Consider the following 12,728-nt stretch of genomic DNA (forward strand, 5'->3'; position numbering starts at 1 on the left):
CAAGATCAAAAGCCGTCAGTTTTTGAAAAACATGAAAACTGACGACTTTTTTGAAAGGTATGAATAATTCAGGATATTATATGTACGAAGGCATTTCGTTTACACAAGATTCTTGACGCTACCGGACTCTTCTTTATCCTGTCAGCCATTAGTCGGCCGTACTGGGTCTGGTTCTTCACGCACGCCGTCATCCACGGGGTGGCGATATTCCGTGACCTGACCGGGTGGTGTACGATCATGTACAACACTGGGCTGGTCTACATTACCAACGGCGCCAATCCCGTGATCATGTCGATCGACTATGAGTGTTCGGGTATTATTGAGACCTGTGCGTTTGTGGCGCTGGTGGTTTTCTTCCCCACGTATCAACGTAAGGAAAAAGTCTTCTACGCGCTGTTTGGCCTGGTCTACATTTATGCCATCAACGTTATCCGGTTGTGTGTCGTGATTATCATCGTCCACTTTGGCGGCGGCCAGACGTTCTTTATCGCACATTCAATCGTTGGGCGGCTGGTCTTTTACGTGCTCGTTATTGCCCTGTACTACAACGTGTTTACCTATTCACAGTTGGCGCATGGCATCTATCGGGAGTTCGTTGATTGGAGGCAAGAGAAACTTTGATGTATTGGATCAATTTAGCCCTGACACGAATGGGGTTTTGGATTACCTGGGCGTTGATTCCAATCGTGGTGGAAATTATTCCCGCCCTGATCTCAACTGCCAAGCTGATCCACTTACACCTGCATGAACCGAAGTTGACGCCACCAGGCAAATGGCCCTGGGTGACGATCATCGTCCCGGTTTATAATTCTGAAGATACCTTATTTGAGTGCATCCGGTCCATCAATAATCAAACCTATCCCAAGAATGCCATGCAAATCGTTCTGGCCAATAACCAGAGCACCGATGACAGCTTCGGCGCTTATGCGCGGGCCCAGAACACCTTTCCTGAGCTTATCCTGCGGTACGTAAACACGGATAAGGGCAAGGCACGGGCGCTCAACACCGCTATTTACGAAAGCATCGGCATCTACGTCATCAACATCGACAGTGATGGCTTGCTGGAGAAGAACGCCGTGAAGAACATGGTGTTGCGCTTTGAAAATGACAACAGCATCGCTGCCATGACCGGGGCGATCCTACCCAAACGGGAGATGGTCCAAAACGTCAAGGGGTTCTGGCACCAGCTGTTAGCGAAAAATGAATACTACGAGTACGCCCAGGCCTTTCTGTCAGGGCGGACCATTGAATCGTCTAAAGATCAGCTGTTTACCATGTCTGGCGCCTTTTCCGCCTTTCGTCGAGAAGTCTTGATGGAGACCTTTCTCTACGACATCGACACGATCGGGGAGGATACCGACATGACCTTTCAGATTCGGACACGGCTGGGGAAAAAGGTCGTTATCTGTGCCGATGCCATCTTCTACGTCGAGCCGATTTCTGGCTTCTCCGAGCTGTATACGCAGCGCCAACGCTGGCAACGTGGCGAGCTGGAAGTTACCGAGAATTACATGTCACAAACGGCAGGGCTGAACCGCTTTTTCAAGAACTTCTTGATTCGCCGGATGCTGGTCGATCACACCTTCACGTTTCCACGAATGATTTGGACCTTTGCTAGTTTTGTGCTGGTGGCCTTTGGGTATGCGCCGCTGGTCTTGATCTTGTCTTACGTCTTGATCTATGCGCTTTACGTCTTCGTGGCCATCGTGAACTTTGTGAGTGTTTACTTTATTTTACGGAGATATCCGGACGAACAGCATTTTTACGTCCGACTCTGGTGGGTCACGTTACTGTTGCCACTATATATGTTTATCAACTCTTGGATTCGGCTGGTCGGCATCATCAACGCCATGACCACCAAAGCCACCTGGCACATGCGCGGTGTCGGTGAGGAGGGCAGCCGCGTCGTGGCCGTTATCCGCGACGACATCAACACGGTCAGAGAACAGCGTCGTCGTGATCGGAAAGGAAAATGAGTATGCCAAAACAACGGAGTTATAAAATTAAATCCTACGTCAACGCCAGTCACGCGGTTCGCTGGAAATCCGGGACTGGGAAGAAGCACAACCACACCTGGGAAATCGTCTGTGAGCTGCACGTGTTTGAGGGGATGGTTTCTTTCTTTGACATTGAAAAGTCCCTGAACAAGGCCATCGACGCCTTGTCTGGTAAGTATTTGAACGACCTGCCAGAATTCAAGGTGATCAATCCCACGGTGGAAAATGTGACGGAGTACCTGTTCAATCAGATTGACGGTATCTTACGGCAAAATAACGCCGTGCTCCTGCGCATTGAAGTCAGCGATTCGCCGACCCGGTCGTATTGTATCGACATCACGGAGCGGCAATTTCCGACGAAAGAGGCGGTCTTAGCCCAAGAAGATGCCGCGGGCAAGCCAGCCACCCAGGCGGACGACCATGCGTAGGTTTTATAACTTCAGCCAAAGTGTCATTAATTTATTCTGGCGGATCTTATTTTTCCTGACGTTGTTTTTCGCATTGACCTCACCGAACATTATTCTCGGCGACAACGCCACGTTTGGGACCAGTACCACGCTACTGACGACGGGGCTGATAATCGCGATTGTGGCCATCCTGGTGATGAACTACGCCTATCCACGAATTCATGCGTGGCTGGTCAAGGTGTTGGTGACGGAGCAATTGCGAACAGGTCGCTGGCTACTGTTGATGGTTTTAGTAGGTCAAATTTTCTTTGTCTACTTCGTTCACCCCAATAGTGGGTTTGACTCGGGGATGCTATTGCATACGGCAACGGACCCCACCAGTGTGCTGGATCCTGATGTGACGTCATACTTTAGCCTCAACGTAAATAACCTGCCAATCATGTTGTTCATGCACTGGCTATCAACGACTTTTAACCAAACCACTTGGGAATTCTTTGATTACGTCACGTTGTTTTTCGTTGACCTGTCAGCGATTTTTAATCTTTTGAGCGTCAAACTCGTTCAAGAGAAGGCGTTAGGCACAGCCATGTACATCCAAGCGGCGTGGTTAGCGGTCTTTCCCAGCATCATCATGCCTTATACCGATGCGTGGGGGCTACCGTTAGTGTCGTTTTATTTATTGTGTTACTTTGCGATGCGCAAGTCTACGCTGCCATCTCTGGTTCGGGCGGCCGCTGCCAATGGGTTTGGCATCAGTGTCATGTTAACTTACTTCATGAAGCCTTCTTCCATCATCCCGGTAATTGCGATTGCCATTATTGAAATTTTGGTGATGATGAAAAATCACAAACGGCAAACGATGGAGGGCCTCTTCATTGCCTTCGCGATGCTCTTATTCATTGGGCGTAGCGGTTATGAGACTTATCGATATGTGAATCATAAAGTGGAGACGCAGACGTACATTCAGGTCGATAAATCCCGGGCGATTCCAGCAATCCACTTTGCGGCCATGGGTGTTTACGGCCAAGGTGGCTACAGTTGGTGGCAAGCGGTCGAGATGACCTTCCTGCCGACTAAAAAACAGAAAACGGACTACTCTGTCATGATGCTGAAGAAGCGCTTGAAACAATTGGGGCCGGTCGGGTATCTTAAATTTTTGGTCATGAAGCAGCGAAATAACACGGCCGATGGAACCTTTGGCTGGCTAAAAGAAGGACACTTCTTTCTAGAGAACCAAAAACCCAACAATAAGGGCATTACCAATAAACTGAAAAATTTCATCTACCTGTATGGGCGCCATATCGCTGATTTTCGGTTTGTCGCACAAATGTGGTGGATTAGCTTATTGGTAATTATTGCGCTGGGGTTTGGCCCAGAACGACGTGTCATTCAGATCCTCCGTCTAGCCATGGTCGGTGGCTTCATGTTCCTTCTGCTCTTTGAAGGGGGCCGGAGCCGCTACATCATCCAGTATTTGCCGTGTCTACTGTTGTTAGCGGAACGGGTGGTCATCAACGTCAAACGGCTGTCTGGCGTGTATGAGCGCAAGCTGGACGCTGCGATTGCGGCGGATGAAAGCGAACAGAGTCAATAACTAAAGGTTACAGGTTTGAAAGTAGCTAAATTCATTGTGACATCAGGGGTTATGGCGATAAATTAGTCTTCGAACGCAAGGTGGTCTTGTGCTGGCCGCCTACCGTCCACCAAATATGGGTCGGAACGCTGTGGGCGGACGGGTCGAGCCAAGAATCGGTCTCGACGCCTCGCCTTTGAGCCGAAGGTCGCGTCTCAAAGACGCCAGTTTCCTAAGCGGCATGAATCGCGCCGCTAAGGAAACTCCCACGGCTGAGCCCATATTTGGCGGACTCTCGGCTACAGACGTACTTGCCAACAATAATCGATTTAATCCCTGGCTGACGCAGGCTCCTGGTTTCACCGATTTGGGTGGACAGAACACTGTCGTTCCGGAATTAACGTGTTAAGCTGACCTGCAACCTTTTGTCAATACGAATCAAGTGAGTCTGGGACCAGTTCTCAGGCTTTTTTGTCGCCGAAATCTAAAGAAATCCGTAAGCTCGGGTCAAACCTAACAGATCAAGGGTGCCTCGCCAAAGACTCTGCTATACTCAGGCCATTGATTACGCCAGCAAGTCAGTTTTCATCGGTATTTTGACGAAAATTGCGGTTGGGTGAGCAAACCAATGCGTGTTGGTTCAGAAATTTGCTATACTATGAGCGGAAATGTGTTTCATTCAGGAAAGCTTGTCAGGACAACTACCAGAAAGGATGTGCCTGTCGAAGACAAATGAATTCGAACCGCAATTTTTCCAAATTGGTGCTCATGAAAATCAATTAATTTTATAATTGGGACGAACCAATTATAAAAAAGGTTGACTTTTCGGAAAACTTTAGTATGATTAAAGAATACAAATTAGCTACGGCTGATTGACGTTAATTGTTGCAAAGCAAGTTACCTAACGAAGGAGTGTAAGAATTCATGGCAGTAGATTACGATTCCAAGTCTTACTTGGAAAAAGTTGACGCTTGGTGGCGTGCCACGACGTACCTTTCCGGTGGTATGATCTTCCTGAAGAGCAACCCATTGTTCTCAGTGACGAACACACCAATCCAAAAAGATGACGTTAAGGTGAAGCCTATCGGGCACTGGGGTACTATCTCAGGACAAACGTTCCTGTACGCCCACGCCAACCGTTTGATCAACAAGTACGGCTTGAACATGTTCTATATCGGTGGTCCCGGTCACGGTGGCCAAGTTATGGTAACGAACTCTTACTTGGATGGGACTTACACGGATGCATATCCAGAAATCACCCAAGACCTTGAAGGGATGTCCCGTTTGTACAAGCGTTTCTCCTTCCCTGGTGGTATCGGTTCCCATATGACTGCCCAAACGCCTGGTTCACTCCACGAAGGTGGGGAACTTGGTTACTCTCTTTCCCACGCAACTGGTGCTGTCTTAGACAACCCAGACCAAATCGCCTTCACTGTTGTTGGTGATGGGGAAGTTGAAACCGGCCCAGCCATGACTGCTTGGAACTCCATCAAGTTCTTGAACCCTAAGAACGACGGTGCCGTTTTACCAATCCTTGACTTAAACGGGTTTAAGATCTCTAACCCAACGTTATTCTCACGGATGAGCGATGACAAGATTTCTAAGTTCTTCGAAGGCTTAGGCTGGTCACCACGCTTCCTTGAAAACGAAGATATCCATTATTACATGACTTACCACGAAAAGGCTGCTAAGTTATTTGATCAAGCAATTGCTGATATTCAACAAATCCAAAAAGATGCTCGCGAAAACGGCAAGTACGAAGATGGGACTATCCCAGCTTGGCCAGTTGTTATCGCACGTTTGCCTAAAGGTTGGGGCGGTCCTCAAAAGAACCCTGCTGGCGAACCTATCGAAGGCTCCTTCCGTGCTCACCAAGTTCCGCTTGGCTTAGCACAAGGTAAGCTTGATGAATTACCAGAATTCGAAGCTTGGATGAACTCATACAAGCCAACCGAATTATTCAACACTGATGGTTCATTGAAGGCAGAAGTCGCTGATTTTGCCCCTAAGGGTGACAAGCGGATGGCTGCTAACCCAGTTGCTAACGGTGGCCGTGCTCGCGGTGCCAAGGCCGACATGCTCGACCTGCCTAACTGGAAAGACTTCGCTAACGACATCGACGCTTCTAACCGTGGGACCCAATTGCCAGATGGCAACAAGAACATGGACATGAACGTGCTGTCAACCTTCTTCGCTGGTGTTGCAACGAAGAACCCATCATCATTCCGGATCTTCGGACCTGATGAAACGATGTCTAACCGTCTTTGGGAAATGTTCAAGATCACCAACCGTCAATGGATGAGCAAGGTCAAGGAACCAAATGACCAATACGAAGCCCCTGAAGGCCGGATCTTGGATGCCCAATTATCAGAACACCAAGCTGAAGGCTGGCTTGAAGGTTACACCTTAACTGGTCGTACCGGTGTGTTCACGTCTTACGAATCATTCTTGCGGGTTGTCGACTCAATGACGACGCAACACTTCAAGTGGATCCGTCAGGCCGCTGCTGAACCATGGCGTAATGATTACCCATCATTGAACCTGGTTTCAACTTCAACTGTGTTCCAACAAGACCACAACGGTTACACCCACCAAGACCCAGGTATGCTGACGCACTTGGCTGAAAAGAAGTCTAACTTCATCCGCCAATACCTGCCAGCTGATGGGAACACGTTATTGGCTGTCTTTGACCGGGCCTTCAAGGACCGTCAAAAGGTTAACCATATCGTTGCTTCCAAGCAACCTCGTCAACAATGGTTCTCCGTTGCTGAAGCCGAAGAACTGGCTAACACTGGTTTGAAGACGATCGACTGGGCTTCTACTGTTGCTGAAGGTGAAGATGCTGATATCGTCTTTGCTTCTGCTGGTGTTGAACCAACCATCGAAACTCTGGCTGCACTTAGCCTGATCAACGATGCTTTCCCAGCCGTTAAGATGCGTTACGTCAACGTGGTTGAATTAGAACGTCTGCAAAAGAAGAACGGGCCTCTGAACGACGACCGTGCTTTGAGCGATGCTGAATTCAGTTCACTCTTCGGCGAATCCGGGACACCTGTTGTCTTTGGTTTCCACGGTTACGAAGACTTGATCGAATCCTTCTTCTACGAACGTCAACACTTAGGCTTACACGTTCACGGTTACCGTGAAGACGGTGATATCACGACTGCTTACGACATGCGTGTATACTCCGAACTTGACCGGTTCCACCAAGCCAAGGATGCTGCGAACACCTTAGCTGCTAAGGGCGTTATTGACGAAGCTGCCGCAAAGGCCTTCGACAAGAAGATGGATGACATCTTAGCTAAGCATTTCAAGGTTACCCGTGACGAAGGTCATGATATTGAAGAATTCACGAAGTGGGCATGGTCTCCACTGAAGAAGTAATTCTTCGATTCAACTAACTTAACATTTCGCGCGTCATGCGCAGAAAAGGATCAACTCATTTGTGGGTTGGTCCTTTTTTTGCTCAAATCGCTGGATAAGTTGTACTTTTTATTGTACAATTTAATAAAATTTGATACGTGGGAGGACTTTTTATGGACGCGGTATCCTATTCAGTTTTTCGGAAAAATTTGAAGTATTATTTGCGCCAAGTAAATGATGATGCCACAACGTTGTTGATTACCAATCGAGATAGTGATGATGATACAGCCGTGTTAATGTCGAAACAAGATTATGATAGCATGGTTGAAACTCTACGAATTATGAGTAATCCAGATTTGATGGCAAAAATTCGCCGTGGGCAGAAGCAAATTGCGGCTGGGAAGGCAAAGCAGCATGAGCTGATGGATCCAGATGATTAAAGCATGGACTGATGAAGCTTGGGACGATTATATGTACTGGCATCAGCAAAATGACAAGCAAATGATTAAACGAATTAATAAGTTAGTAAGAGATATTGAACGACATCCATTTGAGGGACTAGGAAAACCTGAGCCTTTAAAGCATGAATTGACCAATCTATGGTCTCGAAGAATTACGCAGGAACATCGTCTGGTTTATCAGGTTGTGAAGGATAATTTGTATATTATTTCGGCGCGGAATCATTATTGATGTCTTGTATGACTAATTTTAGAAGAATCAACTCATTTGTGGGTTGGTCCTTTTTGTTTTGGCAGAATCTTTGAAACGGCGGTTTACTTTTACAGAGTAACGCTTCATAATGGTGGATATGGTCTTGGTTAATTCGGTGATGAACTAATTACATAGTGACATAGTGAGCGAGGTGAGAGGGATGCAAAGCAATCAGCGAATCGCGGAGTTAATGGTGCGGTTGATGTCTGGCGAAACGTTAAAACAAAGCGATTTGGAAGCAAAATACGGTGTCAGTCGTCGTACCTGCCAGCGCGACTTTGCCTACATTCGCCGGGCCCTTTCAGAGTACGTCGCCGGTAATTTGCTGGAGGAACAGGGGACCTATCGCCTGGCCCGGCAAAGCGAAGAGACCGACTTCGAAATGGCGCTGACTACCAGCAACATCCTGATCGGCTCACGGGCCTTGGATCAAGAAGAATTGAACGGAACGCTGGACTTCTTGAGCAGCAGTCTCTCACCGCAAATGCAAGAGGCTGTGCGCCAACAATTAACGCTGTCGCGAGGCAGTTATGTCCCGTTGGTACGCGCCAAGCCACTATTGAAACGTCTGAAGGACATGACGGCCAGCATTGCCCAAACGCAACGGTTAGTCTTCACGTATTGCGGGAGTAGCGGCGACGACCAAGTGCCTCAAGTCCACCATGCCCAGCCGGTCGCCTTGTTCTTTGAAACATACTACTTCTACGTAGCGATGCTAAGCGAGGAACACGGCGGCTACTGGTTGTATCGGCTCGACCGTATCGTGGAAATCTTGGCCCAACTCCCCGGCGACAAGCTGGATTACGCCAAGCGCTTCTCGTTGCAGGAACACCGCAACTATACTTACCTACTGGATACGGGCAATCTCACGCAGATTCGCTTCTTGTACCGCAATTATCCGCAGACGGCGCTGGATCATTTCCCTGGATCGCGAATCGTCAAGAAAAATGCGGATGGTAGCTGCGTCATCGAAGCCTACGTCAAGACGGACGGGGCCATGTTGTGGCTGCTGAGCCAGGGGGCCGGACTACGCGTCTTGTCGCCAGTCTCGCTGATACGGCGGGTCCGTAATGCCTTGGCCGCCGCATGGGATCAGTATGATGATTAAGATAAAGGCGATAGGGTTTATTTAGATGAGCGATTAAATTTCAGGTTACGCCGAAACTGGCGGGCCTGTTTGTTTTGCCTTTTTTACCAGTTTATTTGGCAAGCGTCAAATTGTGGCACCCCTATTTTGTATAATCAAGTCAGTGCTTGGCGGTGTGGCCGAGCCAATTTTAGAGGAGGCAGATACATATGAAGATGGTTAAGTTGATCAGCACGCTGTTGGTGGCGACGGGGTGTGGATTATTTGCTAGCGGTGCCATGACAACGTCCACGACGGCGCAGGCAGCGGTGAAGACCCATAAGGTGACGAAGCTGCCCAAGGCTTTTCGGGGAACTTGGTATAACAAGGGACAGAGGTTTAAGGTGACGGCGAAAAAATTTGGTCCCTCGACCTATCGGAAGAAGCATGACACCAACACGATTGCCAGTAGTGAACGCTACTTCATGCCTTACACGCTGAGCAAGCCCAAACAGACCATGTACCTGGTGACGAGCGTTGGTATCAACACGATTCGGCGGACGAAGATTGGTGGGCGGGCTGTGTTGATTCGCTACGATGAGCAGGAACACACGAACGAACTGACTATTTACACCAAGACTAAACGGGCTAAACAACAAGAGGACGTTGTTGCCACCAATCCTTTCGGCATCAATATCACAACGCGTAAGGATGCGCTGAAGAATCAAAGGGGTTACCTCCAGATGAATCCGACCGTAAAGAAATACCTTGGTCAAGCGATGAAAAAGAAAATTGATAAAATCAATGCCAAACCATTTAAGGGGATTAAAATTACGTCCTACACGGCTTATGGTTTCTTCAACAAGGTGGTTCACTGATAATTATTCTGAAGGGTGAAAGCAGACTTAACACGTTAATTCCTGGAATGACAGTGTTCTGCCCGCTAACATTGTTGAAACCAGGAACCTGCGTCTTTGAGACGCGACCTTTGGCTCAAAGATGAAGCGTCGAAACCGTTCTTTGGCTCGACCCGTCCGCCCACAGCGACCCGACCCATATTTGACGGATGGTAGGCGGCCAGCACGGACCATTTATCCATAGATGACTAAAACGGGCCTGGGACAAAAGTCTCGGGCCCTTTGTGTCTCCGAATATCTGGTGTTGAAACCTGGGCCAAAAGGCAGCTGGTTCCGCTTAAAACTGATAAGCAAACAATCCAAGCCCGGGATTATTCGCTTACCAGCCTTAATGCTCGCCAGCTAACCGCCTTTTGGCCCACTCTCTGTTTTTAATTAGGTAAATCTTACTCGTCTGTCGACAAAGCCGTCAATTTCTGCTGCATCTGTGCCAAGCCCTGTTTAGGCGTGGTCTGCAACGTGGCGAGCTCGTCGGCGACTTGGCTGGCGGCGTTTTGCGTTTCGCTGTAACCGTAGAAGGCGACGTCTGGTTTACCATACGGCAGGGAGTTGACGGTGGCCTTGGCAGCGGGGTTCTTAGCCAGGTAGTTGCGGTAATCCCGGCTCCGCAAGGCTTTGGTGGTTAGGGGCAAATAGCCCGTGGCCTTGGCCCATTTGAGCGTCTGCTTTTCCGTTAACAGGAAGTTCATCAGTGCTGCGGCGCCGCGGCGTTGGGCCTTAGAAGCTGAGGTGAACATCACCAGGTCATTGCCTTGCACGGAGCGAATCTGGGGGTTGCCCCGGAAGCTTGGCATTTTGGCAGTGGACCAGTGAAGACCCTTGGGCGTGCTGTGTTGCATGATGCCAATGGCCGCGGAGGTGCCGGTGTAAAAGAGTGTCCTGCCCTTGAGAAAGCGGACGTTGCCGAAGCCATCCGTTCCCGCCGTGGCTGCGGTCTGGTGCTTGATCATTTGGTAGAGCACGTTGGTCGCGGCCAGCATCTTGGGACTCGCCAGCTGAGGATGCTTGGTGATTATCGGGGTGCCCGCCTGATAGGTTAGGATGTCCCACTGCGGCAGGAAGTTCTGGTCAAGAGCCAGTCCCGTCAATCCGTGGGCGTGGGCTTTGGCCGCATCTTGCTGAAGGTCGTTCCAGGTCTTGGGCACGGTCAGATGAAGCTGTTTTAACAGGTCCTGATTGTAGAAGAGGATACCGACGGATTTGGAAAATGGCATGGCGTAGGTCTTGCCGCGGTACTGGCTGACCTGGCGCAAGGTGGGGTCGATGCGGTTGCGTGTGTTCTTCGTGATATAGCCATCGAGCGGCACGATGAATTTGCCATGCAGGTAATCCGGCACCTTGGTATAGGTGGTTTGCGCCAATGTGGGTAACGTCTGTGACTTGGCCGCGGCCGTGATCTTCTGCTGGACGTTGGCAAAGTTACCTTGACCGCTGGCGACCACGCGGTATTTGGTCTGAGAATGGTTGAAATCACGGATCATGGTGTTGAGCGTCTGCTGGTTGGCACCTGTCATGCCGTGCCAGAAGGTCACCGTGGTACGTTTAGTTGCAGGGGCCGTCGCCTGTTGACGACCACAGGCACCGAGCGTCCCCGTCAAGCTGAGAGCGGCGATGACGAGAAGATAGCGGGAAAACTTTTTCATTGCGTTGTTCCTTTCCACCGGGACTGCGTGATCCCTAGCATGAGATATTTTTGTAAGCACAAATAAAGAATCAGTAATGGTAAGATCACACAGACCGTCGCCGCCATCAGGAGCGGGTAGTTGGTCCCCTGCTCGCTGGTAAAGGTCATCAAGCCGACTGGCAACGTGCGCAGAGAGTCGTTGTTGGTCATGATCAGCGGCCACATGAAGGCGTTCCAGGAGGCAATTACCTGGAGGACCGCCACGGCCGTGATGATGGGCCGGTTGGTCGGCACCAGAATGTGCCAGAGGTATTGCCAATCACTGGCGCCATCGATGTGCGCGGCGTAGTAGAGCGACCGGGGTTGTGACTGGAAGGCTTGATGGAGCGTGACGACCATGAAGACGCTGGCCAGCCACGGGATGATCAACGCGGCATAGGTGTTGATCCAGTGCAGCTGCGAAAGCGTCACGAAGTTGGGAATCAGCAGCAGTTCGCCGGGCACCAGCATCAGTGCGACGAGCAGGCCGAACAAGACGCGCCGGCCGTAGAATTGTAAATGGGTGAAGGCAAAGGCGGCCAGCAAACTACTGAAGAGTTGTCCCAGCGTCGTGGCGGTCGTGACTAGCAGCGAGTTCAGGCAATAGCGCGCAAAGGGTGCGAGCTGCCAGACATGTTGATAGTTGACCCACTGCAGGCTTTGCGGCAACCAATGGGTCGGCATCGTCAGGGTGGTCGTTGCCGGTTGCAGGCTGGTCAGCAACATCCAGCCGAAGGGTAAGAGCATCAAAATGGCCCCGCATATGAGTAGGAGGTACCACAGTGTGGTTGTCAAGACACGCATCAAGACCGCCCCCCTAACCGCCGTCGTTGCCAGCGAAAGTAGCCATAAGTCAGCAGGGTCAAGCACCCAACGAGGACGAACAGGACCACGCCGCTAGCCGCTGCGACCGTGAATTGGTTATCGATATAAAATTTTTGATAGAGATAAAACCCTGAATTATTCACCAGAAACTCCAAAATCCCCATCAAACACATGATTCAAGTGCTTGATGGGAATTTTACGTTTTC

General features: G+C 49.8%; 10 protein-coding genes and 2 pseudogenes. 9 read left to right on the plus strand and 3 right to left on the minus strand.

Annotated elements, in window-relative coordinates:
* Nucleotides 1-102: 102 nt before the first annotated feature.
* The 9 genes and pseudogenes from xrtG to NGM66_RS13635 all read left to right on the plus strand — a co-directional run.
* Nucleotides 103-621: pseudogene (xrtG, locus tag NGM66_RS13595) on the plus strand (exosortase XrtG); the annotation flags it as partial.
* Nucleotides 621-1,976: a TIGR03111 family XrtG-associated glycosyltransferase gene (locus NGM66_RS13600; protein ID WP_209279997.1), complete on the plus strand. Its 1,356-nt coding sequence runs from the start codon at nt 621-623 to the stop codon at nt 1,974-1,976. The pseudogene xrtG and the gene NGM66_RS13600, both read left to right, overlap by 1 nt.
* Nucleotides 1,977-1,978: 2 nt before the next feature.
* A pseudogene (locus NGM66_RS13605) lies at nt 1,979-2,341 on the plus strand (6-carboxytetrahydropterin synthase); the annotation flags it as partial.
* A gap of 76 nt (nt 2,342-2,417) precedes the next feature.
* On the plus strand, nt 2,418-3,998 hold the full coding sequence (locus tag NGM66_RS13610) for a TIGR03766 family XrtG-associated glycosyltransferase (protein WP_258115812.1): 1,581 nt from the start codon (nt 2,418-2,420) through the stop codon (nt 3,996-3,998).
* A gap of 903 nt (nt 3,999-4,901) precedes the next feature.
* Nucleotides 4,902-7,361, plus strand: a complete 2,460-nt coding sequence (locus NGM66_RS13615; protein WP_258115813.1) for a phosphoketolase family protein — start codon at nt 4,902-4,904, stop codon at nt 7,359-7,361.
* Nucleotides 7,362-7,513: 152 nt separating this feature from the next.
* Nucleotides 7,514-7,780 carry a type II toxin-antitoxin system Phd/YefM family antitoxin gene (locus NGM66_RS13620; RefSeq protein ID WP_208908208.1) on the plus strand — a complete coding sequence of 89 codons (267 nt, stop codon included), beginning with the start codon at nt 7,514-7,516 and terminating at the stop codon, nt 7,778-7,780.
* Nucleotides 7,773-8,030 carry a Txe/YoeB family addiction module toxin gene (locus NGM66_RS13625; protein WP_208908210.1) on the plus strand — a complete coding sequence of 86 codons (258 nt, stop codon included), beginning with the start codon at nt 7,773-7,775 and terminating at the stop codon, nt 8,028-8,030. The genes NGM66_RS13620 and NGM66_RS13625 overlap by 8 nt, the downstream gene beginning before the upstream one ends.
* Before the next feature lie 181 nt (nt 8,031-8,211).
* Nucleotides 8,212-9,159 (plus strand): helix-turn-helix transcriptional regulator, encoded by a 948-nt coding sequence (locus NGM66_RS13630; protein ID WP_245155308.1) that lies wholly within the window; start codon nt 8,212-8,214, stop codon nt 9,157-9,159.
* A 188-nt stretch (nt 9,160-9,347) separates the two neighbouring features.
* The gene (locus NGM66_RS13635) at nt 9,348-9,995 is read left to right on the plus strand and encodes a hypothetical protein (protein ID WP_208908212.1); all 648 of its coding nucleotides are present in this window, start codon (nt 9,348-9,350) and stop codon (nt 9,993-9,995) included.
* 425 nt (nt 9,996-10,420) lie between these two features.
* On the opposite strand, the gene NGM66_RS13640 is transcribed toward NGM66_RS13635, so the two are convergent.
* The 3 genes from NGM66_RS13640 to NGM66_RS13650 are packed head-to-tail and all read right to left on the minus strand — an operon-like array spanning nt 10,421 to nt 12,665.
* Complete coding sequence (locus NGM66_RS13640; RefSeq protein ID WP_208908214.1) at nt 10,421-11,677, minus strand: ABC transporter substrate-binding protein; 1,257 nt, start codon at nt 11,675-11,677, stop codon at nt 10,421-10,423.
* Entirely contained in the window at nt 11,674-12,504 is an 831-nt protein-coding gene (locus tag NGM66_RS13645) for a carbohydrate ABC transporter permease (RefSeq protein ID WP_208908222.1), read from the minus strand. The genes NGM66_RS13640 and NGM66_RS13645 overlap by 4 nt, the downstream gene beginning before the upstream one ends.
* Entirely contained in the window at nt 12,501-12,665 is a 165-nt protein-coding gene (locus tag NGM66_RS13650) for a hypothetical protein (RefSeq protein ID WP_208908224.1), read from the minus strand. Before NGM66_RS13650 ends, NGM66_RS13645 begins: the two co-directional genes overlap by 4 nt.
* Nucleotides 12,666-12,728: the final 63 nt, after the last annotated feature.

The sequence above is a fragment of the Levilactobacillus yiduensis genome (assembly GCF_024718525.1).
In the GTDB taxonomy this organism is placed as follows: domain Bacteria; phylum Bacillota; class Bacilli; order Lactobacillales; family Lactobacillaceae; genus Levilactobacillus; species Levilactobacillus yiduensis.